General features: G+C 64.8%; 22 protein-coding genes. 12 read left to right on the top strand and 10 right to left on the bottom strand.

Going from position 1 to position 23788, the window contains the following annotated elements; translation table 11 throughout:
- Positions 1 to 167 precede the first annotated feature (167 nt).
- The gene (locus tag VSR82_RS22280; RefSeq protein WP_498858078.1) at positions 168 to 1283 is read left to right on the top strand and encodes a diguanylate cyclase; all 1116 of its coding nucleotides are present in this window, start codon (positions 168 to 170) and stop codon (positions 1281 to 1283) included.
- A 31-nt stretch (positions 1284 to 1314) separates the two neighbouring features.
- Here the strand turns inward: VSR82_RS22280 and VSR82_RS22275 are convergent, their stop codons facing one another.
- Positions 1315 to 2154: an SDR family NAD(P)-dependent oxidoreductase gene (locus VSR82_RS22275; protein WP_429461509.1), complete on the bottom strand. Its 840-nt coding sequence runs from the start codon at positions 2152 to 2154 to the stop codon at positions 1315 to 1317.
- A gap of 176 nt (positions 2155 to 2330) precedes the next feature.
- On the opposite strand from VSR82_RS22275, the gene VSR82_RS22270 reads away from it, so the two are divergent.
- Together VSR82_RS22270 and VSR82_RS22265 are read left to right on the top strand one after the other, a co-directional pair.
- Positions 2331 to 3266: a GlxA family transcriptional regulator gene (locus tag VSR82_RS22270; RefSeq protein ID WP_429461507.1), complete on the top strand. Its 936-nt coding sequence runs from the start codon at positions 2331 to 2333 to the stop codon at positions 3264 to 3266.
- Positions 3267 to 3369: 103 nt separating this feature from the next.
- Positions 3370 to 3795 carry an HIT family protein gene (locus tag VSR82_RS22265; RefSeq protein ID WP_498858077.1) on the top strand — a complete coding sequence of 142 codons (426 nt, stop codon included), beginning with the start codon at positions 3370 to 3372 and terminating at the stop codon, positions 3793 to 3795.
- Between the two features lie 200 nt (positions 3796 to 3995).
- On the opposite strand, the gene VSR82_RS22260 is transcribed toward VSR82_RS22265, so the two are convergent.
- Entirely contained in the window at positions 3996 to 4175 is a 180-nt protein-coding gene (locus VSR82_RS22260; protein ID WP_176109876.1) for a hypothetical protein, read from the bottom strand.
- A gap of 493 nt (positions 4176 to 4668) precedes the next feature.
- On the opposite strand from VSR82_RS22260, the gene sap1 reads away from it, so the two are divergent.
- Positions 4669 to 5007, top strand: coding sequence for a surface attachment protein Sap1 (gene sap1, locus VSR82_RS22255; protein WP_013091020.1), 339 nt, complete (start codon positions 4669 to 4671; stop codon positions 5005 to 5007).
- A gap of 255 nt (positions 5008 to 5262) precedes the next feature.
- Here sap1 and araH read toward each other — a convergent pair whose 3' ends face one another.
- From araH to VSR82_RS22235, 4 genes are all read right to left on the bottom strand, one after another.
- Entirely contained in the window at positions 5263 to 6267 is a 1005-nt protein-coding gene (araH, locus tag VSR82_RS22250; RefSeq protein WP_498858076.1) for an L-arabinose ABC transporter permease AraH, read from the bottom strand.
- Between the two features lie 73 nt (positions 6268 to 6340).
- Positions 6341 to 7900 (bottom strand): L-arabinose ABC transporter ATP-binding protein AraG, encoded by a 1560-nt coding sequence (araG, locus tag VSR82_RS22245; protein WP_368584827.1) that lies wholly within the window; start codon positions 7898 to 7900, stop codon positions 6341 to 6343.
- Positions 7901 to 7993: 93 nt separating this feature from the next.
- The gene (locus tag VSR82_RS22240; protein WP_368584828.1) at positions 7994 to 8998 is read right to left on the bottom strand and encodes an arabinose ABC transporter substrate-binding protein; all 1005 of its coding nucleotides are present in this window, start codon (positions 8996 to 8998) and stop codon (positions 7994 to 7996) included.
- Positions 8999 to 9176: 178 nt separating this feature from the next.
- The gene (locus VSR82_RS22235; protein WP_429461500.1) at positions 9177 to 10625 is read right to left on the bottom strand and encodes an aldehyde dehydrogenase family protein; all 1449 of its coding nucleotides are present in this window, start codon (positions 10623 to 10625) and stop codon (positions 9177 to 9179) included.
- A gap of 172 nt (positions 10626 to 10797) precedes the next feature.
- Between VSR82_RS22235 and VSR82_RS22230 the strand changes: the two genes are divergently transcribed.
- Both VSR82_RS22230 and VSR82_RS22225 read left to right on the top strand, forming a co-directional pair.
- Positions 10798 to 11775: a LysR family transcriptional regulator gene (locus tag VSR82_RS22230; protein WP_429461498.1), complete on the top strand. Its 978-nt coding sequence runs from the start codon at positions 10798 to 10800 to the stop codon at positions 11773 to 11775.
- A gap of 142 nt (positions 11776 to 11917) precedes the next feature.
- Positions 11918 to 12472, top strand: coding sequence for a YaeQ family protein (locus VSR82_RS22225; RefSeq protein ID WP_429461961.1), 555 nt, complete (start codon positions 11918 to 11920; stop codon positions 12470 to 12472).
- Between the two features lie 43 nt (positions 12473 to 12515).
- Here VSR82_RS22225 and VSR82_RS22220 read toward each other — a convergent pair whose 3' ends face one another.
- The gene (locus VSR82_RS22220; RefSeq protein WP_368584832.1) at positions 12516 to 12941 is read right to left on the bottom strand and encodes a VOC family protein; all 426 of its coding nucleotides are present in this window, start codon (positions 12939 to 12941) and stop codon (positions 12516 to 12518) included.
- Positions 12942 to 13376: 435 nt separating this feature from the next.
- On the opposite strand from VSR82_RS22220, the gene ada reads away from it, so the two are divergent.
- The 4 genes from ada (at position 13377) to VSR82_RS22200 (ending at position 18028) form a co-directional block, all read left to right on the top strand.
- Positions 13377 to 14537 carry a bifunctional DNA-binding transcriptional regulator/O6-methylguanine-DNA methyltransferase Ada gene (gene ada, locus VSR82_RS22215; RefSeq protein WP_429461959.1) on the top strand — a complete coding sequence of 387 codons (1161 nt, stop codon included), beginning with the start codon at positions 13377 to 13379 and terminating at the stop codon, positions 14535 to 14537.
- Complete coding sequence (locus VSR82_RS22210) at positions 14534 to 15454, top strand: DNA-3-methyladenine glycosylase family protein (RefSeq protein WP_410852366.1); 921 nt, start codon at positions 14534 to 14536, stop codon at positions 15452 to 15454. Before ada ends, VSR82_RS22210 begins: the two co-directional genes overlap by 4 nt.
- 218 nt (positions 15455 to 15672) lie before the next feature.
- Positions 15673 to 17289: a glutamate--cysteine ligase gene (gene gshA, locus VSR82_RS22205; protein ID WP_429461494.1), complete on the top strand. Its 1617-nt coding sequence runs from the start codon at positions 15673 to 15675 to the stop codon at positions 17287 to 17289.
- Between the two features lie 223 nt (positions 17290 to 17512).
- Complete coding sequence (locus VSR82_RS22200; protein ID WP_368584835.1) at positions 17513 to 18028, top strand: hypothetical protein; 516 nt, start codon at positions 17513 to 17515, stop codon at positions 18026 to 18028.
- Positions 18029 to 18077: 49 nt separating this feature from the next.
- Here VSR82_RS22200 and VSR82_RS22195 read toward each other — a convergent pair whose 3' ends face one another.
- The gene (locus VSR82_RS22195; RefSeq protein ID WP_429461491.1) at positions 18078 to 19640 is read right to left on the bottom strand and encodes a DHA2 family efflux MFS transporter permease subunit; all 1563 of its coding nucleotides are present in this window, start codon (positions 19638 to 19640) and stop codon (positions 18078 to 18080) included.
- Between the two features lie 212 nt (positions 19641 to 19852).
- Positions 19853 to 20359, bottom strand: coding sequence for a MarR family winged helix-turn-helix transcriptional regulator (locus VSR82_RS22190; protein ID WP_429461490.1), 507 nt, complete (start codon positions 20357 to 20359; stop codon positions 19853 to 19855).
- A gap of 258 nt (positions 20360 to 20617) precedes the next feature.
- On the opposite strand from VSR82_RS22190, the gene VSR82_RS22185 reads away from it, so the two are divergent.
- Positions 20618 to 21022, top strand: a complete 405-nt coding sequence (locus VSR82_RS22185) for a hypothetical protein (RefSeq protein WP_429461488.1) — start codon at positions 20618 to 20620, stop codon at positions 21020 to 21022.
- A 257-nt stretch (positions 21023 to 21279) separates the two neighbouring features.
- Positions 21280 to 22875, top strand: coding sequence for an efflux transporter outer membrane subunit (locus tag VSR82_RS22180; RefSeq protein WP_429461486.1), 1596 nt, complete (start codon positions 21280 to 21282; stop codon positions 22873 to 22875).
- Positions 22876 to 22981: 106 nt separating this feature from the next.
- Here the strand turns inward: VSR82_RS22180 and VSR82_RS22175 are convergent, their stop codons facing one another.
- Entirely contained in the window at positions 22982 to 23761 is a 780-nt protein-coding gene (locus VSR82_RS22175; protein ID WP_368584840.1) for a type II secretion system protein N, read from the bottom strand.
- Positions 23762 to 23788 lie beyond the last annotated feature (27 nt).

The following is a 23788-nucleotide window of genomic DNA, read 5'->3' as shown; positions in this document are numbered from 1 at the left end:
GGATGCTTCCGCCTGCGCATGGGATCGCGCGGCGACAGCGCGGACGATTGCCGCGCTGGTCTTGTCGCGGGCGCCGACTATTATCTGACCAATGGCACTGCTCAAGGAGCGCCCCGCCTCAGCGCAACCTGACCGGCCTTTCCTGACCTTCATTCGGGCTGAACTACATGGACACCTCTAAACTGCCCCAGAACGTCGCAACGCTGCATCCCGCAGACGAAGCACAGACGCAGGCACACGCGCTCGTCGCGGAGGGTCCGCCCAATCTCGCCATCGACGACTCGTTCGCGCGCATCCTCGCCGACCCGCCGGCGGCCGAGTGCCCGATCATGGTTCTGCTGGTCGATGACCAGGCGGTCATCGCAGACGGGCTGCGCGAGGCGCTCGCCGATGAACCGGGCGTCGACTTTCACTACTGCGCGTCATGGGAAGACGCGGTGCGCTGCGCCGAAGACAAGCGCGCGACGGTGATCCTGCAAGATCTCGCGATGCCGGGCGCCGACGGTCTGACGCTGGTCCGGCAATATCGGTTGAACCCGGCCACGCGCGACATCCCGATCATCGCGCTGTCGACCAGGGAAGAGCCGCTCGTCAAAAGCGCGGCGTTCGCGGCCGGCTCGAACGATTACCTCGTGAAGCTGCCGGATCGCATCGAGCTGATCGCGCGCATCCGCTATCACTCGCGCTCTTATCTGAACCTGCTGCAACGCGACGAGGCGTACCGCGCGCTGCGGCAGTCACAGCAGCAACTGCTGGCGACGAAGCTGGAATTGCAGCGGCGCACGCATTCGGACGGTCTGACCGGCCTGTCGAACCGCCGCTACCTGGACCAGCATCTGGCCGACGAATGGCGCCGCGGCGCGCGCGACAAGACCGGCCTCGGCCTCCTGATCATCGATGTCGATCACTTCAAGGCCTATAACGACACCTACGGGCACGTCGCCGGCGACGAAGCGCTGAAGAGCGTCGCGCATAAGATCGAGGCGTGCCTCGGCCATTCACCGGATCTCGCCGCCCGCTTCGGCGGCGAGGAGTTCGCGGTGGTCGTGCCGGGCACGTCGGCGGGCGGCTTGCGCCTGCTCGCGGAAAAAATTCGCATTGCGGTCGAAGATCTCGCGATCACCCATGCGGGCTCGGCAGAGGGCGTCGTCACGATCAGCATCGGCGCGGCGATGGTGGTGCCGTCGGCGGCCGAGCCGGTCACGACGCTGATCGAGGCCGCCGGTGTCGGCCTGCATCGCGCGAAACACGACGGCAAGAATCAGGTGGCGGTGAGCGGCTGAGTCGGGCGCCGCCCTTCCCCCACCCTCTATTTCACGCCGCCACGGCGCGCGTATAGCGCTCGGCCGGCGCGCTGTGCGACAGATTCGGCTGCAGATGCAAGCGCGCGTTGTTCAGACGCTCCCAGTCGGCGGCATCGGGCAACGACGGGATCGTCACCAGCTCGCCCTGGTCGAGACCGGCCAGCGCCGCGTCGACCATGTCCTCGGCGCTCATTACGATCTCCGCAGGCAGGTTCTCGACCGCGAGACCTGCGCGATCCCAGAACGCGGTGCTCGTCGCGCCCGGCAGCACCGCCTGCAGCCGCACGCCCTTGCCGCCCACCTCGTGATGCAGCGACTGCGTGAGATTCAGCACGTACGCCTTGGTGCCGCTATAGGTGCCGTTCAGCAATTCCGGCGAAAGCGCGACGATCGACGAGATATTGATCACCGTGCCCGCGCCACGCGCGATGAAACCCGGCAACACGGCCGCCGTCAGGCGCGTGAGCGAGGTCACGTTCAGGTCGATCATCTTCTCGAGTTCATCGATGTCGGAGTCGAGCAGCGTCGCGGTCGCGCCGATGCCCGCGTTGTTGACCAGCATCGTGATGCCTCGCTCGGCGCGCAATTGATTCTCGATGCGGCGCACGTCGGCCTTGTCGGTCAGATCGGCGCTGACGGTGCTCACGCGCCGGCCGGTCTCCTTCGTCAGCCGCTCGGCGACGCTGCTGAGGCGCGCGCCGTCGCGCGCAATCAGCAGCAGATCGTAGCCGCGTCGTGCGAGCCGGTCCGCATAGACCGCACCGATCCCCGACGATGCGCCAGTGATCACCGCCGTGCCCTTGCCTTCGTTCGAATCGCGTTGTACGCCCTTCTCTGCCTGTGTTGCCATTGAAACTCTCCTTGCGGGCTGCGCACGATGCGACCGCCCTGACTGGTGAATGGGAACATCCGTGAACTCGCCCTCTCGCGGCCTTCGCGCTGATGCGGCGGTGTTGACGAGCTGAGTTTAGGCGCGTACCGTTTTGTCTCAAACGTCGTATTTCCCTCGTTTCAGGACATCGCAAAATGAAGCGCATCGGCGTAGTGGTGTTTCCGGGCTTCCAGATCCTCGACATGATCGCGGTATCGATTTTCGAACTCGCCAATCAGGACGCCGACGAGCCCCCGTACGACGTCACGGTGATCTCCGAGCACGGCGGCATGGTGCGCAGTTCGGCGGGGGTCGAGGTCGCGACCCGGCCGTTCGGCGATCCCGCCTACGACACGGTGATCGTCACCGGCGCGATGCAGATCGCGCCGTCGTCGCCGGGGCTGCTCGCGTTTCTGAACGACGCCCTCGCCGCCTCTCGCCGCACCGCGAGCATCTGCACGGGCGCGTTCGTGCTTGCCGAAGCGGGCATCCTGGACGGCCGCCACGCGACCACACACTGGGCGCATGCCCGCGATCTGCAGCGGCGCTTTCCGCGCGCGCGGGTCGACGAGGACCGCATCTTCATCGTCGACGGCTCGGTGTGGACGTCGGCCGGCATGACCGCGTGCATCGATCTGTGCCTCGCGCTGGTCGAGAACGACCTCGGCGCCTCGGTGTCGCGCGCGATCGCGAAAAAGCTCGTCGTCTATCACCGCCGCACCGGCGGGCAATCGCAGTACTCGGCGATGCTGGATCTCGAACCGAAGTCGGATCGGATCCAGAACGCGCTGTCGTATGCGAAGAGTCATTTGCGCGAGCCGCTGAGCGTCGAGCAGCTCGCCGAGGTCGCGCATCTGAGCCCGCGCCAGTTCAGCCGCGCGTTTCGCGACGAGACGCGCCAGTCGCCGGCTCGTGCAATCGAGGCGCTGCGCGTCGAAGCAGCCCGCACGATGCTCGAAACCGGCCGTCATTCGATCGAAACGGTCGCAGCCGACACTGGCTTCATCGACCCCGAGCGGATGCGGCGCGCGTTTTTGCGCGCGTTCGGCCAGCCGCCTCAAGCAATCCGGCGCGCCGCACGCGTGCCGTGAGCATTCGGGTAGAAAATAGGAAGCCCGCGATGCGAAACTGCGCGAAACAGCAGCGTGCCGCTCGACCCATGAATCGAAACCAGACCAAACGAAAGGAAACGCGATGAACTACAACGACAGCAACCCGTTCGCCAAAATCTTGCGCGGCGAACTACCGTGCATCAAGGTGGCCGAAAACGACCAGGCGCTGGCTTTCATGGACTTGATGCCGCAGGCCGACGGTCATCTGCTCGTCGTGCCGAAGGAAGCGGTCGCGGAGATTTTCGATCTGTCGGATGAGGCGCTCGTCGCGTCGGCGCGCATGGCGCAAAAGCTCGCGATTGCGGTGCGCGCGGCACTGCGTCCTGACGGCGTGTTCATCGGCCAGTTCAACGGTGCGGCGGCGGGACAGACGGTGCCGCATGTGCATTTCCATGTGATTCCGCGCTGGGAAGGCCAGCCGCTGAAGCTGCATGCGCGCGAGGTCGCCGACGCCGACACGCTTGAAGCGCTCGCCAAACGGATTCGCGCGCACTGGCGCGCCCATTGAAGCGCGACGCGCGGGCCCGCACACATTGCCGCGCCAGGCGTGACGGTCACGTGCGGTAACAACTGTAAAAACCGTCGAAACCACCGACTGATGAGTCGCGACTAGACTGCTATTGCCTTGTGTTCAAGACATTGAGTGTGGATCTCTTTTTTCAGCCTGCCCTTGTGGCAGGCTTTTTTCTTTATGGTCCGCTCGCAATCTCAGAGCCGATCGCGAGAACGGCGCAGCGGATGCCGCCAGTCGATACGCCGGGGACGCGGTGACAACGGCCGCCCGTCGTGCAGGTCGCGATGCTCCTGCCACAGTTCGTCGGAAAAAAGAAACATCACGATCAGCAGCGGAACGACCAGAAAAATCCCGAGTATTACGTGCTCGTTCACGATAGCCTCCAGGTGCGGGAGATTTGTTTCAATTGTAGAGCAGCGCCTATACCCGCAAGCCGTTGCAGGCCCTTCACGAAAGCGCGCGAGAGACGGCTGGCACCATTTGTTTTCTGCACCTGCCGCGTTATTGCACTTAGCGGCTTTTGCCCGCCGAATGACTTTGTGTGCGACGCACAAACTCGTTGATTAAATTGTATTAGAGCGCTTAATTGGCGCTACGCGTTTACGCGAATGCGGGCGCAAAGCTTTACCAGCTAAAGCGCTGAGCGAGTTGGATTTTTAGTGATTCGTTTCATTGTCATTTGATCAGGCGTCTGCGCAAGCTCTAATCAGCCATGACAGCGGGTGCGACAATTAGCCACTGTTGCGACCGCACACAAGATGTGCTTGTCGTTCTTATAGCTTCTCCTAGAGTGCTAGCTGTGGGTCCACCGTTAAAGTTAAATACATAGCTAACCGAGTATTTTTTCGACCCGCCCCGGAGGAATAAATGAAAACTCGAATTGCCGTTGTTTTCGCCATCGCGGGTTTGGCTGCCGCTAGCGTTCAGGCGCAAGACGTCGTGATCAAGCCGCAGCAAACGATCCAGTTCAAGGCCAATGCGTATGGCTGCGTATCGAAGGACAAGCTCGATGCCGTCGATCACCATGCGCAAGCTGGTGAGCAACAGCAGATGCAGGAATTCTTCTCCGGATATCAATGCGTATCAACACCGACGGACTCGAGTTTCCGCGTGGTGCGCGTGGTCGGCCACGACGTCGAGTTCGTGAATGCGGCCAATAGCGACACCGAGGGGCTCTGGGCCAACGACCGATTTATCAAGCAATAAGTACAACACCGGTATTCCGGCAAAAGCCGGAATACGATCGCACGCGTCTCCACTGCGGCTTTAAAGTCGCAGGCGTGAACGCGTGAGCTAAAAAAGGACGGCTTGGGCATTCAGATGCCAAGCCGTTTTTTTTATTGCTTTTCATGCAGGCCGGACTTCACGTGCATTAAAAAAAGCCGATGCGGGTTTTATCGACCCGCATCGGCAGTACGCCTTCTCGCAAAGCGCAGGAAACCGGCCTGGTGCAGCGGCGCGTCAGTGCACGCGCTTGCTGCGGCGGAACTGGTCGAACAGCACCGCGAGCAGCAGGATGCCACCGCGGATCAGGTACTGATAGAACGTCGGCACGTTGAGCAGGCTCATCGCGTCCTGTACCGAACCCATGATCAGCACGCCGACCAGCACGCCGGAGATCGTCGCGACACCGCCCGTCAGCGACACGCCGCCGAGCACGCAAGCCGAAATGACGCCGAGTTCGAGCCCGACCGACGTCTTCGGATCGCCGAGGCTCATGCGCGACGCGAGCATCACGCCCGCGAAGCCGGTCACGAGACCTTGCAGCACGAATACGGTGATCTTGATCCGCGTGACGGGCAGCCCCGCGAGCACGGCCGCTTCGCTATTGCCGCCGACGGCCAGCACGTTCTTGCCGAAGACGGTCTTTTTCAGCAGGAAGCCGAACAGCACGAAGCCGATGATGTTGCTCCAGATCGGATAAGAAATGCCGAGGAACGAACCGCCGCCGAGATCGAAAAAGCGCTCCTCGGAGATCATCACCGCGTCGCCGTTCGACGTGATGTAGGCGAGGCCGCGCACGACCTCCATCATCGCGAGCGTGACGATCAGCGAGTTGATCTTGTAGCGCGCGACCAGCGTGCCGTTGACGAGCCCGACCGCGCCGCCCGCAAGCACGCCGGCCGCGACTCCGATGAACACGCTATGCGTGGCGGTGATCAGCACGGAAGCCACCACGCCCGAAAACGCGACGATCGACGCCACCGACAAGTCCACCTCGCCGAGCGCGAGCACGAACATCATCGTGACGGAGATCGAGCCGATCAGCGTGACCGACAGCAGCAGGCCCTGGATATTGCGCGAGCTCAGAAAGCCGGGGACCGTGAACGACAGCACCGCGAACAGGATGATGAACACCATCACGATGCCGGATTTGTTGATCAGGTCCCAGGTGCGTGCGGCCTGCGCGGTCAACCCGGCGGAGGCGACGGCGGGGGTCGAGGAATCGGTGGAAGGTATGCTCATGATGTGTGTTCCATTCAATGCCGTTTCGTTGCGGTATTCGATAAGAGGTCTGGTGGCGAGAGCCGTTGGCGGATCAGCGGGGCAACGCCAGCTTGATCAGCGCATCCGGCGTGGCTTGCGCCTTCGGCAGATCGCCGACGATGCGGCCTTCCTTCATCACGATCACGCGATCGGTCACACCGATCACTTCGGCGAGATCGCTCGACACGACGATGACCGTGCGGCCCGCCTCGGCGAGTCCATACAACAGCCCGTAAATCTCGCTGCGCGCCCCGACGTCGATGCCGCGCGTCGGCTCGTCCATCAGGAACACGTCGATCTCTTCGGCGAGCCAGCGCGACAGGATCACCTTCTGCTGATTGCCGCCGGACAGCGTGCCGATCGGCGTGTCGCCGTTGCGGGTCTTGATCGCGAGCTTGCCGATGTAGTCGCGCGTGGTCTGCGCTTCCTTGCGGCCGTTGAGCACGTTGAAGCGGCTGAAGTGGCGGCGGCAGCTGATGTTCAGGTTGTCCGACACCGACGCGATCGACACGATGCCTTCCTGCTTGCGATCCTCCGGACACAGCGCGACACCGGCGCGCACCGCGTCGCGCGGCGTGGCGAACTGCACGCGCTTGCCCTTCAGCGCGACCCCGCCGGCGCTGGGCTTGACCGCGCCGTAGATCAGCTTCATCAGTTCGGAGCGGCCCGCACCGACCAGCCCAAAAAAGCCGACGATTTCGCCCTTGCGTGCCGAAAACGACGCCGGTTCGCGCAGGCCCGGCCCCATCAGGCCGTCGACCTGAAGCTGCACGTCGCCGTGCTCGCGCGCGCGATAGCCGTACACATCGGTGATCGAGCGGCCCACCATGCAGCTGATCAGCCGATCGCGATCGAGTCCCGCGCCGGCCTCGAAGGTGTCGATGCGGCGGCCGTCGCGAAACACGGTGACGCGATCGCACAGCTCGTAGACTTCCTCCATCCGGTGCGTGACGTAGATGATCGCGCGGCCTTCGGCCTTCAGCGCGCGGATGATGCGGAACAGTTGCGTGGTTTCGCGCGACGACAGCGAGCTGGTCGGTTCGTCGAACGCGATCACGCGCGCGTCGCGCATCAGCGCCTTGCCGATTTCGATCATCTGCCGCTGACCGATCGACAGATGCTTGACCTGCTGCGACGGATCGAGCTTTTCGCCGAGCCGTTCAAGCTCGCGCATCGCGCGGGCGACCAGGGCCTTTTCGTCCAGAACCCCGAAGCGATTCGGCAGCGCGCCGAGCATCAGGTTCTCGGCGACGGTCAGCTCCGGCACCAGATGCAATTCCTGGTAGATGATCGCGATGCCCGCGGCGATCGCCGCCTTGGTCGTCGCGAACTGCTGCTCGACGCCGTCGAGCGACAGCGTGCCCGACTCAGGATGATTGACGCCGGACAGCACCTTGAGCAGCGTCGACTTGCCGGCGCCGTTTTCGCCCATCAGGCCGTGCACCTCGCCGCGGCGCACTTCGAGCGACACCTGGTCGAGCGCGAGCACGCCCGGAAAACGCACGGTGATGCCGTCGAGCTGGAGATAGGGGGCGTCGGATGCGGGCGTCGTTGCAGGCGAGGGCGCAAGCGCCGCGTCGCCGGCATGAGACCCGGTGAATAAGGACGTCATCGGAAAAACCTCGAACGGATGGAACCAGAGCGGGCCACGCTCACGCTAAACGCAACGCGCGATGCGGCCCGCCGTCTGCTGCGAGAACTTCGCTTAAATACCCAGTTCCTTGCGCACGTCCTGCCAGTTGCTACGGACCATCAGCTTGCCGGTAGTCTGCGTATCGGCGGGCGGCTGCTTGCCGTCCTTGATCCATTCGACGAGGTTTTCAGTGCTCTCCTTGCCGTGGTTCGTCGAGCTGACCGCGATCGTGCCGTAGAAGCCCGTCGGTTCCTTCTTCTGGAATTCGGCGAACGCCTCGCCCGCGCCGTTGATGCCGACGCCGATCACGTCCGTGCCCGGAATGTGCAGCTGTTCGGTCGCGCGCACGCCGCCGAGCACGCTTTCTTCATTGAGCGCGAAGATCACCCACTTCTTGATGTTCGGATGCTGCGCGAGCACCGGCGACACCGCGTTGAAGCCGCCTTCGTCGTCGGTGGTTTTCTGCGGCGCGTCGAAGATGTTTTCCTTCTTGAAGCCGCCGGCGAGCAGCGACTGGGTCGCACCGTCGGTGCGCAGCTTCGCGGTCGGCAGTTCGTAGTCGGTGATGCGCAGCGCGCCGACTTCCTCTGGCTTCCAGCCGCGGCGCTTCATTTCCTCGGAGATCGCCGTGCCGACCTGATTGCCGATCTTGAACGCCGACATGCCGAGGTGCGGCACGTTCGCAAGCGGCTTGCCGGTCGAATCGACCAGTTGGTCGTCGACGGTCACGAACTTCATGTTGTAGCGCTTCGCGCGTGCCTGAATCGCCGGACCGAGACGCACGTCGGGCGCGCAGATCACGAAGCCCTTCGCGCCTTGCGCGCCGAGGTTGTCGATCGCGGCCAACACTTTTTCGCCGTCGGGCGTACCGATGTTGACGACCGAGAATCCGTCCTTCTGGCCGAGAGCGGTCGCGGCTTTCTGTTCGTTGATGAACCACGCCTGTTCCGGCATCTTCACGAGGAAGCCGACTTTGAGCGGCTCATCCGCATGCGCGGACAGTTGCGCGGCAAACGGGGCGGCGAGGGCGGCGGCGGCCATCGCGGTCAGAGTCAAACGGCGAAGCTTGCTGGTCATCTACTGTCTCCTGAGGTTGAAAAGCTGCATTGATGTCGTGGTAGTTGCAGCGGGGTAACGCGGGCGGCGTCAGCCGACGCGCGGATCTGGTTGGATCTGGGCTCGGCAGGCCGGGCGATTCGTAAAGCGGGGCGCACGGCCAGGGGCACGGCGAAAAACGTGGTGCGGCTCATCGGTGCTAGCCCGCCACGTAAGCCGTTTTCACGGCGGTCCAGAACGCGGCATCGCTCGCGCCATAGGCCGACGCCTTGCGTCCGCCGCCGGGTCCGTGATGCTCGACGGCCGTGGTCGGCAGGTTGATCGTGACGAGACCGCTCTGCACGTGGCGGCGAAAATGCCGCGCGCGTTCGAGCGAGCGCGTGCAGATGCCTGCGCACAATCCGTAGGTGGTGTCGTTCGCGAGATGCAGCGCGTGTTCATAATCGTCCGCGCGCAGCACGACCGCGAGCGGCCCGAAAATTTCTTCGCGCGCGATGCGATGCTCGGGTTCGCCGATAAACAGCGCCGGCTCGAAAAAATAGCCGCGCGTCGCGCGCTCCAGCTGCCGTCCGCCGCGCAGCAACTGCGCGCCTTCCTGCTCGCCGATGCGCACGTATTCGAGATTGCGTTCGAGCTGCGCGGCGTTCGCCACCGGGCCGATGTCGGTGCCGTGCTTCAGCGCGTGATCGACGCTGAGTTTCGCGAGCTTTGCCTGCAATGCGTCGACGAATTGCGCGAACACCGCGCGTTCGACGATCAGCCGCGCGGCCGCGGTGCTGCGCTGGCCCGTCGCGCTGAAGGCGCCGGTCAGCGCCGCATCGACCGCGCCGTCGAGATTGGCGTCGGCCAGCACGACGAACGGATTCTTGCCGCCCATCTCGAGTTGCACCCGCGCCTGGCGCGTCGCGGCAGCCTGCAGCACACGCGTGCCGGTATCGGACGAACCGGTAAAGCTGATCGCGGCGACGAGCGGATGCGCGACGATTCGCGCACCGACTTTGCGGCCGCTGCCCATCACGAGGTTGAACACACCGGCCGGCAAGCCCGCGCGACTGATGATCGACGCAAGCGCCGCCGCACAGGCCGGCACCGATTCGGCCGGCTTGTAGACGACGCAGTTGCCGTGCGCGAGCGCGGCACCGATCTTCGCCGCGGCGATCGCGAGCGGCGCGCTCCACGGCGTGATGACGCCGACCACGCCGAGCGGCTCGCGCGTCACGTCGATTTCGACGCCGGCACGCGCTGACGCGAGCGGTTCGGCGAACGCGCGCAGCGCTTCGGCCGCGAACAGCTTGAACAGTTGCCCCGCGCGCGTCGCCTCGGCGAGCGCCTCGGGCAGCACCCTGCCGACTTCACGCGCGAGCAGGCGCGCCAGTTCGTCGCGGCGCGCGAGCATTTCGCTGCCGATCGCGTCGAGCGCGTCGGCGCGGCGCTGCGCGGAGGCGAGCGACCAGTCGCGAAACGCCGCGTGCGCGGCCTCGATCGCGCTGTCGGTCTGCCGCACGTCGGCGCGCACGTATTCGCCGACGGGTTCGTCCAGATCCGACGGATTGAGCGACACGCCCGCGGTCGCACCCGTCTCCCATCCGCCATTGATGTAATGGCGAAACGGGCTGGCAACGAGCGGGACGAGCGGATCGCGGTTCATCGGCGGAAAAGGCGCACCGGAAGTTCACAAAAGTCCACGAATGGTATGAGCCGTCCCAATAACTTTCCAATCCCTTTTTTGGCCTCTCCGATATCAGTTTCGATATGGCATCATGGGAACTTCGGACGAAGAACGTACAAACATCGCTCATAAAAACCTGGAGACCCCTGCGATGACGCGTAGCTATTCGAACTGGTTCGTGCGTGCGCGGCTGAAGACGCGCCAGTTGCTGCTGCTTGCCGCGATGGAGGAGGAGGGCAACGTGCGCCGCGCGGCCGACGTGCTCGGCATGACACAGCCGGCCGCGTCGCGCTTGTTGAAAGAGCTCGAGGACATGCTCGGCGTGAGTCTGTTCGACCGCACGCCGCACGGTATGCACGCGACGCTGTATGGCGAGGTGATGATCCGCCACGCGCGCATGGTGCTGTCGAACCTGAGCCAGGCGCACGACGAAATCTCGGCGCTGCGCTCGGGGCTCGCCGGTCAGGTGCGCATCGGCGTGATCGCGGCGGCCGCCGCGACGATGGTGCCGCGCGCGATCGCGAGCGTGAAGGAGCGTTATCCGCAGCTGCAGATCTGGACCGAGGTCGAGACCTCCGACGTGATGCTGCCGCGGCTCGCCGAAGGCGAGCTCGACATCATGATCGGCCGCGTGCTCGAACGGCATAACCAGTTCAAGACCGACGTGCGCTACGAACCGCTCGCCGACGAACCGCTGTGCGTGGTCGCGCGTCCCGGCCATCCGCTCGAAAACGAAACGGGATTGACGCTGCGCGGTATCGTCAACGCGGCGTGGGTGCTGCATCCGCCGGGAAGCGTGCTGCGCCACCGCTTCGATCTGATGTTTTCGCAGATCGGCCTGAATCCGCCGCAGAACGTCGTCAATACGAACAACTTCCTCGCGATTTCTAGCCTGCTGCTGCAAAGCGACATGTTGGCGGTATTGCCCGACGAAGTGGCGCGTCAGTACCAACAGTACGGGGTGTTGAAACGCGTACCGATCGATTTACCGTGCAGGATGGACACATTCGGTATCATCACGCGCCAGTCGCATCTGTTGTCTCCGGCGGCCGCCGTCGTGCTCGAGGCGCTGCGGGAGGCGGCTCGCGACGTGTACGGCACCGCCATGGAAACGGTGGTGGCCCGCTAAATGCTTCCTTCTGTGTCATAGGCACCGGCTGACGGCGCGGGAGGAACAGACGATGTACAGCAAACACAAGAAACGGCAACGCGCCGTCGACGATTCATTTTCGCTGCGCTCCGGCGGAGCGAGCGCCTGGTTTAGCAACGGTATGGCTCTCAAATCGACGATATACAAGGCTGAATTGCAGATCGCGGACATGGACCGGCACTATTACGCCGACCATTCGCTGACGATCGCCCGTCACCCCTCGGAAACCGACGAACGGATGATGGTCCGCGTCGCCGCGTTCGCGCTGTTCGCGCAGGAGCGGCTGGAGTTTTGCAAAGGTTTGTCGGATGTCGACGAGCCGGATCTGTGGGCGAAGGACCTGACCGGCGCGATCGACACCTGGATCGAGGTCGGTCAGCCCGATGAGCGCCGCATCGCGAAGGCGAGCGGCCGCGCCAATCGCGTGGTCGTGATCGCGTATGGCGGGCGAACCTCGGAAATCTGGTGGCAAGGCGTGCGCAACAAGGTCGAACGGCTCCGCAACGTGACGGTCTGGACGCTCGGCGAGGAAGTCGCGGCATCGCTCGGCTCGCTCGCCGAACGCACGATGCGGCTGCAGTGCACGGTGCAGGACGGCGAAGCCTGGCTCGGCAGTGCCGAAGCCGACGCGGTGAAGATCGACTGGACCGTACTGAAAGCGCCCGCCGACGCGTGATGGAACCGGTCTGAACCGGTTTTGAGCAGTTTCGTTTTCGCTTTCAGAGCGACGTGACTCGCGCCGCCTCGGGCGGCCCCTTCAGTTCGACCATGTTGCCCTCCGGGTCGAACAGATACAGCGACGGTCCGAACCCGTCCGCGCCATAACGCACCCCTTGTTCGCCGAGCCGCGCGCCATGCGCGCTCAGATGCGCCTTCAGCGCGTCGGCGTCGAACGACTCGACGCGCAGACACAGGTGATCCATGTTGCGCCCGGTGCCCGCCTCACCGTTTTCCGCCCGATCTAGCTTCGCGCCGACCTGCAGCAGATCGATCAGCGATCGGCCCGCGCGCAGTTGCGTGAGGCCGAGTTCGCGCTGCTCCTTTTCAAGGCTGCAACCGAGTACGTCGCAGTAAAAGCGCGCGAGGGTGTCGACGTGCGTCGCCCGGATCACGACGTGGTCGATCTCGCGAATGTGGATTTTCATGTGGAACGCCCTTTCGCTAGTTCGGAGAACCGATTAGGAAGTGTAGGAGAAAGGGCGGGGGCGGATCGGCGGGCAAAAAAAAGCCCGCTCAAATGGAGCGGGCTGAATCCATATCAGGAGGAGACATGGAGGAGACAGGTACTAATATACACACCGGCTTGGTGCGACGCAATAACTTTTTAAGGGAAAACCCGACATCGTGCGAAATTGTCGCACTTTGAGGCAAAACGCCCGGCCGCGGGGCGTTCCACAGTGCTTCGGACCGCGATTTGCCGGGTTTGACCCCACTACCCCTAAGGGCAAGCGCGTCCGAATGACAGAGCAAGAACCGGCGCGTACTGTGTAGCGAACGGGCCTAGATTGATGAGCATCGACACTGACTGCCCATCCGGGCCCCAGGACATCATGAACGCCACCACTCGCAATTCCACCCCGATGCGCACCGCCGCCGACGTCGACGCGGCCCAGTGGCGCACCGACGACGAGCGCTGGGACGCCGTCACCCACCGCGACCAGGATGCCGACGGCGCGTTCTTCTACGCGGTCCGAACGACCGGCGTGTTCTGCCGGCCGTCGTGCGCATCGCGCCAGCCGCGTCGCGAAAACGTCGCCTTCTTCACCGATGCCGCCGCCGCGCGCGCCGCGGGCTTTCGCGATTGCAAGCGCTGCCAGCCCGGCGGCCTGCCACGCGAGCTCGACATCGTCGCGAGGGCATGCGCCGCGCTCGACGCCGATCCGCAGCAGCGTCTCACGCTCTCGCAACTGAGCGACGCCGTGCACGTGAGCCCGTTCCATTTGCAGCGCCTGTTCAAGCGCGTGGTCGGCGTGTCGCCGCGTCAGTACCAGGCGGCGCAGCGCGGTGCCGCGCTTCGCGATGCGCTGCAGGGCGGCGCCGATGTCACGCGCGCGACACTCGACGCCGGTTTCGGCTCGCCGTCGCGCATGTACGACAGCGCGCCGGCCGAGCTCGGCATGGCGCCGTCCGCTTACCGCCGCAAGGGCGCCGGGCTCACGGTGCGCTACGCGAGCGCGCCGACCTCGCTCGGCTTCGTGCTCGTCGCGGCGACCGATAAGGGCATCTGCAAGATCGGTTTCGGCGACGACACCACGCTGCTGATCGACGAATTGCGCGGCGAGTTCTCGAACGCCGAGCTGCGCGAAGACGCCGGGCGGCTCGCGCCGTTCATCGCGCAGATCGATGCTTATCTGCGCGGCACGCGCCAGGACTTCGACTTGCCGCTCGATATCGCGTCGACCGCGTTCAAGCAGCGCGTCTGGGATGCTTTGCGACGCATCCCGTACGGCGAAACGCGCAGCTACTCGCAGATCGCCGAGGCGGTCGGCTCGCCGCGCGCGGTGCGCGCCGTCGCGAGCGCATGCGCGACCAATCCGGTCGCGCTCGCGATTCCTTGCCATCGCGTCGTGCAGAAGGGCGGGGCGCTCGCCGGCTATCGCTGGGGGCTGCCGCGCAAGGCCGCGTTGCTCGACAATGAGGCGCAGCACGCAGGCGGCGCTCCAGCCGACGACGCGCCGCGCGGCCACGCAAGCCGCACCGATGCCGATTCCCGCCACTCCAAACTGGATCACGCCGCTTGAGCACGCTTAACGACGTCGCAACTCTCGAATTACCGTTCAACGCACCGTTCGACTGGCCGCGGCTGCTGCGTTTTTTCAGCGGCCGCGCGACGCCCGGCGTAGAAGCCGTCGAGGATGGCGCGTATCGTCGCGCGATCGACTGGGACGGCGACAGCGGCACACTCAGCGTGCGCTTGCATCCGCGCAAGCGCTGCATCGTCGCGAGCATCGAAGGGCCGGCGAGCCGGCATGCCGACGCACTCGCCGCGCCGATCGCGAAGATGTTCGATCTGCGCGCCGATCCGAAGAAGATCGCCGCCGGACTCGCCGCGGACCCGTGGCTCGCGCCGCTCGTCGCGGCGGTGCCTGGCCTGCGGGTGCCGGGCGCGTGGTCCGGCTTCGAACTGGTGGTGCGTGCGATCGTCGGTCAGCAGGTCAGCGTGAAGGCCGCGACGACCATCATCGGACGGCTCGTGCAGCGCGCGGGCCAACGCATCGACGGCCATCCGCATGAGAACACCGCGTGGCGTTTTCCGACGCCGGCCGCGCTAGCCGAAGTCGATCTCGCGCAAATCGGCATGCCCGGCAAACGCGTCGCCGCGTTGCAGGGTTTCGCGCGCGCGGTCGCGAGCGGCGACGTGCCGCTCGACAGCAGCGACACCGTCGACGCCGCGAGCCTGCGCGCCGCGTTGCTCGCGCTCGCGGGCATCGGCCCATGGACCGTCGAATACGTCGCGATGCGCGCATGGCGCGATCCCGATGCATGGCCCGCGTCGGATCTCGTGCTGATGCAATCGATCTGTGCGCGCGATCCTTCGCTGATACGGCCCGCACAGCAGCGCACCCGCAGCGACGCATGGCGGCCGTATCGCGCGTACGCCGCGATGCATCTGTGGAACGAGGTAGCGGATCGGGCGGGCGCGGCGCGCGGCGGGTGAGTTGAGCTGAGCGTCGTCACGACGTGCTGATGGCGACGGCGTAGTTCAGCATGACCCCGACATGCGCGGTCAAACCCCGCCGAAGCGGCCGCAAGCAGCCGTTCTGGCGAGATGTTAAAGTGCCCGCTACTGAAAATTCCGCCGAACGTTGTCAGCCGCTGTATCGTCTGTGAATCGTCTGGCGATACACGGCGACCGGCAACGCCCGATTTGCATCAATGCCAAACACCACACCATCCGGCACGACCGACGCGCTTTCGCACCGCCTGTCCGTGCTCGACTCGAGCCCGCAGCGCGATGTGCTGATACGCGGCCTGCGCGGCATCGAAAGGGAAAGCCTGCGCGTCACGCGCGACGGCCAGCTCGCGATGACGCCGCACCCGCGCGCGCTCGGTTCCGCGCTCACGCATCCGTCGCTGACGACCGACTACTCCGAGGCGCTGCTCGAGCTGATCACGCCGGCCGAGCAGGACGCCGCTGAAACGCTCGCGCAGCTCGACGTGCTGCATCGTTTCGTCTATGCGGAGCTCGGCGACGAGATCCTGTGGAACAACTCGATGCCGGGGCTGTTGCCCGCCACCGACGACGGCATTCCGATCGCGCACTACGGCACGTCGAACATCGGCAAGCTGAAGTACGTATACCGGGTCGGCCTCGCGCTGCGCTATGGCCGCACGATGCAGTGCATCGCGGGCATCCACTACAACTATTCGCTGAACGAAGAAGTGTGGCGCCTGTTGCACGCCGATCAGCAATCCACCGCGAACGCGGTCGACTTTCAGTCCGACCGCTACCTCGCGCTGATCCGCAATTTCCGCCGCACGAACTGGCTGCTGATGTATCTGTTCGGCGCGTCGCCGGCGCTCGATCGTCGATTCCTCCGCGATCGCAAACACACGCTCGACACGTTCGACGCCGACACGCTGTATCGCCCGTACGCGACGAGCCTGCGCATGAGCGATCTCGGCTATTCGAACACGACCGCGCAAGCCGCGCTGCACGCCGACTACGACACGCTGCCCGGCTATCTCGACGCGCTCGCGAAAGCCGTGAGCCAGCCATATCCCGCCTACGAGCAGATCGGTACGCAACGCGACGGCGAGTGGGTGCAGATCAACACCAACGTGCTGCAGATCGAAAACGAGTTCTATTCGACGATCCGTCCGAAGCGCGTCACGTATCCGGGTGAGCGGCCGCTGCATGCGCTCGCCGTGCGCGGCGTGCAATACGTCGAAGTGCGTTGCATGGACATCGATCCGTTCGAGCCGACCGGGATTTCGCTCGAAACATCGCGCTTTCTCGATGCCTACCTGCTCGTATGCGCGCTCGACGACAGCGCGCCGCTGCCTCCGCCCGCGTACACCGAAGCGAATCAGAACTTCGGCCGCGTGACGATGGAAGGCCGCAAGCCGGGCCTCGAACTGGTTCGCGACGGCAAGCCGGTCGCGATGACCGACTGGGCCGACGAATTGCTCGCGAAGATCGACGCGGCGGCGGCCGTGCTCGATAGGTTGAAGGGCGGCGTCGAACACGCACGCGCGGTCGCCGCGCAACGCGCGAAGCTCGCGGACGTATCGCTGACGCCATCGGCGCGCGTGCTGCAAACGATGCGTGACCAGCAACAAAGCTTTCTCGCGTTCGGACTCGCGCAAAGCGAAGCGCACGCCGCGTACTTCCGCGCGCGTCCGCTCGATGCCGCGCAGTCCAAGGCGTTTGCGGAGCTCGCGGTGCGATCGCTCGACGAACAGGCGAAGCTCGAACGCGAAGAAGTTGGTTCGTTCGACGCGTTCGTCGCTGCGTATCGTGCCTATACGCTCAATCGCTTCAGTGTCTGAGCGCTCGGACCGCAACAACTCGAGATGTGATCAAGCGGCCCCCGTGGCCGCTTTTTCTTTGTCGTTCGAAACCCGCAAGTAAGCTCTACGGATTGCGCTCTTCGAGCGCGCGCAATCGGCAAATTCTCCACGCGTCGTCGCGATTCTCTGATCTGGGTGAAACACCGCTTCGATGGGGTGGTCCAAAATAATATGACAGGCTCCACAGGGGGGAGGTATCGACGTGAAGAACAAAGCTCTGTTGGCCGCACTGTGTCTCGCAGCGACTGCGGGATGCTCAACGCAGGGTCAGGTCAATCCGGACGTCATGCAGATCGCGACCAAGCCATTGACGTGTTCGACCAAGGCCGAATGCGACCTCTGGTGGCAACGGGCGCAATCGTGGGTCGCGAGTCATTCGAAGTACAAGATCGAGACCGCTAACGACTCGCTGATCCAGACCACCGGTCCCGACGGTGGCAAGCGCGCTCTCGCGTTTCAGATCACGCGTGCCTCGGAACCCGATGGCACCGTTACGATCGGCTTCTCCGCGCACTGCGACAGCTCGCTCGGCTGCAAGCCGAATCCCTGGGAAGCCGGTGCGGATTTCAAGCAGTATGTGAGAGGCACCACTGGCACAGCCGCCAGCGCGCCGCAAGGCAGTGCGACGCCATCGCAGAACGCGCCCGATACGACGCATCCGGAGACGATTCCCGGAAAGAGCAGCAGGCTGCCGAATGGCGAGGCGATGTCGCAATAGCTGAAGCTGGCGGCAGCGGCGATGCATTCGCCGCTGCGGCGCGCTTGCTTCAGTGTCCTAGCGCGGGTCCGCTGCCCTTGCGTGGCTTGGTGATCCACACGAGCAACGCCAGCACGATAAACGCCGCGCACGAGATGCGGAAAAAGTCGTTGGTGGCCATCATGTACGCCTGGCTCGTCACTACCTGGTTCAACTGCGCGGTGAGACTGTCGCCGGACAGCCCGGCGCCCGCGAGCGCATTGGTATAGGCGTTGGTGTTGGCCGAATACGTGTTGACCGTATCGGCGAGCATCGCGTGGTGATAGATCGTGTCGTTTTCCCAGAACGTCGTGCTGATCGCAGTGCCGATCGCGCCCGACAACGTGCGGAAAAAGTTCGACAGACCCGACGCGCTCGCCAGGCGCTCGTCGGGCACGCTCGACAGCGTGATCGTCGTCATCGGCACGAAGAAGCATGCGACGCCGATACCCTGCACGAGCCGCGGCAGGATCACGTGGCCGAACGGCACGTCGAGTGTGAACGTCGAGTTCCAGAACGACACGATCGCGAACACGATGAACGCGAAGCTCGCGACCATGCGCAGATTCAGCCGATGCATGTTCTTGCCGATCATCGGCGATAGAAACAACGCGAGCAGTCCGACCGGAGCCGTGGCGAGACCCGCGAGGCCCGCCGTGTAGCCCATCACCGTTTGCAGCCATAGCGGAAAGATCACCACCGAGCCGAAAAACGCCATGAAGCCGAACGAAATGATCACGACGCCAAGCGCGAAATTGCGATCCTTGAACAGCGACAGGTCGACGATCGGTTCATCCTCGGTCAACTCCCACACGAGCAGGAACGCGATCGACACGAGCGCGATCACGGCGAGCGCGACGATGAACGTCGAGTTGAACCAGTCGCGGTCCTTGCCGAGGTCGAGCATCATCTGCAGGCAAGACACGCCGGTCACGAGCAGCACGAGGCCCACCACGTCGATGCGCTGGCGCGTCGTCTGGGTCTCGCGGCCACGCAGCAGCAGATATGCGCAGAACGCCGAGAACAGGCCGATCGGAACGTTGATATAGAAGATCCACGGCCACGTGAAGTTATCGGTGATGTAGCCGCCCATCACCGGGCCGAAGATCGGCGCGCAGATCACGGTCATCGCCCATAAGCCGAGCGCGAGGCCGCGTTTCGCGGGCGGGTAGGAGCGCATCAGGATCGTCTGCGACAGCGGCACCATCGGCCCGGACACGAGCCCTTGCACGAGCCGGAAGGCTATCAGCGATTCGAAGTTATGCGCAAAACCGCAGGCCGCCGACGCGATCGTGAACAGCAGCACCGACAGCGTGAAGAGCCGTACCTCGCCGACGCGTCGCGCGAGCCAGCCGGTCAGCGGCACGGCGATCGCCGAGGCGACCGAATACGACGAGATCACCCAGGTACCCTGACTGGCCGCGACACCGAGACTGCCAGAAATGGTCGGCACCGCGACGTTCGCAATCGACGTGTCGAGCACCTCCATGAAGGTGCCGAGCGCAAGGCCGACGGTCAGCAGCGCGAGCGTGCCGCCTTTGAGTGGGGCCGCTTCGGCTGCGGGCAGCGCGGCGTTGGAAGCCGTGGCATCCATAGGTTGGGTTCTCCTCAGGCGGCAAATGCTTGTCGCGGCAGCTTTATCGGGTGTCCTGGACATGATGCTTACATGCCGCATCACCCTCTGCCCAGACAGATATCTGGTGACAATGGCGCCTTGAAAAGGTGCCTTGTGATTGTCTTGCTAGTACTTCGTGATGAAGCGCCACCGCCATCCGACGACGACCGCGCCTCGACGCATGCTTCGGCTCATCGCCGCGGCTCGTCCGACGGTGGGGCCGGACCGCAACCCACGTCGGCTTCCCCCTCGGGACCGTTTGCGATGAAACGGGCGAGCAGGTGAATCAGCGTCGCGTGTTCTTCGGCGGTAAAGCCGCGCAGCTGGTCGTTCAGCACGGTCGCGCCCAGGTTCGGCAACTGCCGTGCGGCCTCATGGCCCTGCGGTGTCAGCTCCAGTTTCACCATGCGTCGGTCGTCGTTGCTGCGCGTGCGCACGACGAAGCCTTTCTTTTCCAGACGATCGAGCAGTCGCGTCATCGAGCCGCTGTCGTACGACATCGCGCGCGACAGCTCGAAAGGCGTGCTCGCGCGTCGCGACGACAGCATCAGAATCACGCCGATCTGCTGCGCGGTGAGTCCGAGGGGCTTGACCGCACGGTCCGTGCGCTCGACCAGCACATTGCGCGCTTTCGTCAGGTAGTAGCCAAGACTGCTCGTGAGCTCGACTTCATCCGCTTTGTAGGGGCCATCAACCATGGGGTATCCGAAACGTCCACGCAAGACGAAGTTTAGCTGCCTAAGCAGACAAGTCAAATCACATTTTGCGGTGCGCAACCGGGCCAACCTAAAAACAACAGTCGAATCTTTTGCACCGCACAGTATCTTGAAATTTGATTGCCCAGTCAATATTATGACAAGCAATGAGTTTCGCGCGTCCTGCGCCATTCGAGACCATGTTCTGACCGATCGACCGCACGCCGCCCGCCTCGCGACGCGCGCCAAAGGATTCCCCCGATGCAGTACCTCAAACACACGCTTGGCGGCCTCAGCCGCTCACTGACCGATTCCGCACTCCATAGCTTCCAAGGCCGGCACCGCTGGTGGAAGCTCGCGCTGTTCGCGGGATTGTTCGTGCTGCCGGGCGGGTCGGCGGGCGTCGCGCTGCTCGCCTGGGCCGAGCATCGACGGGAGTCGAAGCGGGCGAAGAAAGGCAAGGCCGCGCTCGGCCAGTCCAGCGAAATCGTGTCGCCGAAGAAAAGCCTGCCGATTGAGACGGAAGACGTCGTCGCCGCGACGGCCAACAGCGGCAACGTTTGCCTCGCATCCGGCGGTGCGTCGTGCCGCGCCTCGGCTGGCAAGCTCGCGAGTCAACGTCAGCGTCAACGCCAGCAGGCCCAGTCCACGGAAACGAGGCTCTGAAGGCGCACCGGTTCGCCGCGCGCTTTTCTCGCTATTTCAAACACACAAACCCGCCGCCCCTCGCTGCGCCAGTAACAACGCGTAACCATCGCGTTGCTGCAAGTAACACACCTGCGCACCGCCTCGCATTAACCTTCCAGCTTTCAGTTTCCCGCGCTCGCGCGGGCCCATACGCTAACATTCCGGCAGACCACGATCTCGCCCGGCCGGTGGCGCCGTTCCCGGCCATACCGCGGCGTCCAGAAGGAATTCATTGCATGCAGTCTGTTCGAATCCCGCCCGCGCGGGCATTTGCGCCGCGCGTCCTGTCCCTTGCCGTCAGCGCGGCCTGCGCGGCACTCGTCACCGCCTGTGCGGTCGGCCCGAACTATCAGCGGCCGGCCACCGAGATCCCCGCGTCGTTCAAGGAGGCCGCGCCCGGCTGGAAGGTTGCGGAACCCGCCGATCAGCACGACCGCGGCGACTGGTGGGCGATCTACGAAGACCCGAAGCTCAACGAACTCGAAGACAAGCTCAACGCCGCGAACCAGACCATCGCGCAATTTGCCGCGAACTACCGGCAGGCGCGCGCGCTCGTCGGCGAAGCGCGGGCGGCGTACTTCCCGACCATCGGTGCGTCGGCGGGCGCGACCCGCTCGGGCAATGGCTCGCAAACCGGCGGCAATGCGACGACGGCGACGAGTCGCGAAGGCATCAATAACAGCTTCAACGTCCAGATGACGGCGAGCTGGGAGCCGGACCTGTGGGGCTCGGTCACGCGCTCGGTCAACGCGCAGAAAGCCGGCCAGCAGGGCGCGGCCGCCGAACTCGCAAACGCGCGCCTGTCCGCTCAGGCAACGCTCGCGCAGACCTACTTCCTGCTGCGCGCGCTCGACTCCACGCAGAAGCTGCTCGACAACACCGTTCTCGCCTATCAGCGCTCGCTGCAGCTCACGCAGAATCAGTACGCGGCCGGCGTCGCCGCGCGCTCGGACGTGATCCAGGCGCAAACGCAGCTGCAATCGGCGCAGGCCGCCGCGATCGAGAACGGCATCCAGCGCGCGCAGGACGAGCACGCGATCGCGGTGCTGATCGGCGTGCCCGCGTCGATGTTCTCGCTGCCACCGATGCCGCTCACCGCGACGCCGCCCGCCGTGCCCGCGCAGATGCCGTCCGCGCTGCTCGAACGCAGGCCGGATATCGCATCGGCGGAACGCAAGGCCGCGGCGGCCAACGAGCAGATCGGCGTGGCGATCGCCGCGTTCTTCCCGTCGCTCACGCTATCGGCGACCGGAGGCTTCGAGAACTCGGTGTTCTCGCAATTGCTGTCGTTGCCGTCGCGCTTCTGGACGCTCGGCCCGCAACTGGCCGGGACGATCTTCGACGCCGGCCTGCGCAAGGCGCAAACCGAGGCCGCGCGCGCCACCTATGACGCGGATGTCGCAAGCTATCGGCAGACGGTGCTCGCCGCGTTCCAGGACGTCGAGGACAACCTCGCGTCGCTGCGCATCCTCGAGCAGGAAATCGTCGTCCAGCGGCAGGCGGTCGACTCGGCGCGCCAGGCGCTCGCAATCGTGACGAACGAGTACAAGGCGGGTACGGTCGGCTTCGTCAATGTGCTGACCGCGCAGACCACCGCGTTCACGGCCGAACAGAAGCTCGAGAATATCGCCGGGCAGCGGATGGTGTCGTCGGTGGGGCTCGTGAAGGCGCTCGGCGGCGGCTGGGACGCGTCGCAGATGAATCGCGAGACCGGCGATGTCGCGGCGCCCGCGCCGCTGCCGGCATCGGCTCCGGCGGCTGCGGCTGCGGCAGTCGGCGCGGCGTCCATCGCACAGAGCAACGCGCCGCAAGCGCGGGTACAAAGCAAATAGTTGTCCGCTGCGCCCGCCGCGCAGCATCACCACAGAAACAGAAGAGGCATGGCCGCGACTCGCGGCCATGCCTCTTTTTCATCGCGCTACGCGTGCGAAGCGCACCTCAGTGCATGAAGGTCAGCGCCACCGTATCCGGCCCGCTCGGCCGGCCAAGCAGGTTCAGCAGGCCGGCGAGGTTGTCATGCTGTTCCGGCGCGGCGCTCGCCGTGCCACGAAACGACGTCGATGCGGCCGACACCGTGCCGCTGCCGGTCAGCGTCAACGGGCCCTTGATCGTACTCAGATCGAGCGCCGACGACTTGCCCTGCGCCTGAAACCTGACCCGGTACGACCCGAGCGGCTTCACGAGCGACACACGCGAGCTGACGTCGGCGAGCGTCATCGTCAGTTGGCCGAACGCTTCGCCGTTGAAGCTGCGCCAGTCGGTCCACGACAGCTGCACATTGCCCTGCAGATCGAGCGTGTTGAATGGCGCGCCCAGCCCCGCGAGCAGCGACGCCGGCACTGCGAGCACGCCCGGCGTGACGGTTGCGCCGCGCGGCGTCACATCGACCGTGATCGGGTCGGGCATTGCGTCGCTATGGCGCATGACCATGCGCACGCGGCCGGTGAAAAGCGGCCAGAACGCGGTGCGCCACTCGATCCGCCCAGGCAGCAGCGTCGCCGCGCTCAAATCGGAGCCGGCGGCCAGCATCAGCGTCGCCGAGCCGTGCCACAGCGAGCCCTCGGCGTCGACGAGATTGACGTGTCCATGCGTTTGCCGCGCGAATTGCGGCGTAATCCAGGCGGCCGGCAGCAACGCGAGCGTCACGGCCGCCGCCGACAAAACGGCGACCACCAGCCACGGCAGCGCCCTACGCAGGCGCCACATCCAGTAATTCATGCGAGATCCTGTACCGAGCGGCGCGTC

It is taken from the genome of Burkholderia sp. JPY481 (assembly GCF_038900515.1).
In the GTDB taxonomy this organism is placed as follows: domain Bacteria; phylum Pseudomonadota; class Gammaproteobacteria; order Burkholderiales; family Burkholderiaceae; genus Paraburkholderia; species Paraburkholderia youngii.
The sequence above is the reverse complement of the archived record's forward strand: the minus strand, read 5'-3'. Positions and strand labels throughout refer to the sequence as shown.

Coding starts and splice junctions, on each gene's coding strand:
- ada (WP_429461959.1), top strand. CDS start 13,377: ATGCGCACCGCCGCCGACGTCGACGCGGCCCAGTGGCGCACCGACGAC.
- araH (WP_498858076.1), bottom strand. CDS start 6,267: ATGAGCATACCTTCCACCGATTCCTCGACCCCCGCCGTCGCCTCCGCC.
- VSR82_RS22225 (WP_429461961.1), top strand. CDS start 11,918: ATGGCTCTCAAATCGACGATATACAAGGCTGAATTGCAGATCGCGGAC.
- VSR82_RS22175 (WP_368584840.1), bottom strand. CDS start 23,761: ATGAATTACTGGATGTGGCGCCTGCGTAGGGCGCTGCCGTGGCTGGTG.
- VSR82_RS22230 (WP_429461498.1), top strand. CDS start 10,798: ATGACGCGTAGCTATTCGAACTGGTTCGTGCGTGCGCGGCTGAAGACG.
- VSR82_RS22195 (WP_429461491.1), bottom strand. CDS start 19,640: ATGGATGCCACGGCTTCCAACGCCGCGCTGCCCGCAGCCGAAGCGGCC.
- VSR82_RS22265 (WP_498858077.1), top strand. CDS start 3,370: ATGAACTACAACGACAGCAACCCGTTCGCCAAAATCTTGCGCGGCGAA.
- VSR82_RS22180 (WP_429461486.1), top strand. CDS start 21,280: ATGCAGTCTGTTCGAATCCCGCCCGCGCGGGCATTTGCGCCGCGCGTC.
- araG (WP_368584827.1), bottom strand. CDS start 7,900: ATGACGTCCTTATTCACCGGGTCTCATGCCGGCGACGCGGCGCTTGCG.
- VSR82_RS22190 (WP_429461490.1), bottom strand. CDS start 20,359: ATGGTTGATGGCCCCTACAAAGCGGATGAAGTCGAGCTCACGAGCAGT.
- VSR82_RS22280 (WP_498858078.1), top strand. CDS start 168: ATGGACACCTCTAAACTGCCCCAGAACGTCGCAACGCTGCATCCCGCA.
- VSR82_RS22220 (WP_368584832.1), bottom strand. CDS start 12,941: ATGAAAATCCACATTCGCGAGATCGACCACGTCGTGATCCGGGCGACG.
- VSR82_RS22240 (WP_368584828.1), bottom strand. CDS start 8,998: ATGACCAGCAAGCTTCGCCGTTTGACTCTGACCGCGATGGCCGCCGCC.
- VSR82_RS22275 (WP_429461509.1), bottom strand. CDS start 2,154: ATGGCAACACAGGCAGAGAAGGGCGTACAACGCGATTCGAACGAAGGC.
- sap1 (WP_013091020.1), top strand. CDS start 4,669: ATGAAAACTCGAATTGCCGTTGTTTTCGCCATCGCGGGTTTGGCTGCC.
- gshA (WP_429461494.1), top strand. CDS start 15,673: ATGCCAAACACCACACCATCCGGCACGACCGACGCGCTTTCGCACCGC.
- VSR82_RS22270 (WP_429461507.1), top strand. CDS start 2,331: ATGAAGCGCATCGGCGTAGTGGTGTTTCCGGGCTTCCAGATCCTCGAC.
- VSR82_RS22185 (WP_429461488.1), top strand. CDS start 20,618: ATGCAGTACCTCAAACACACGCTTGGCGGCCTCAGCCGCTCACTGACC.
- VSR82_RS22235 (WP_429461500.1), bottom strand. CDS start 10,625: ATGAACCGCGATCCGCTCGTCCCGCTCGTTGCCAGCCCGTTTCGCCAT.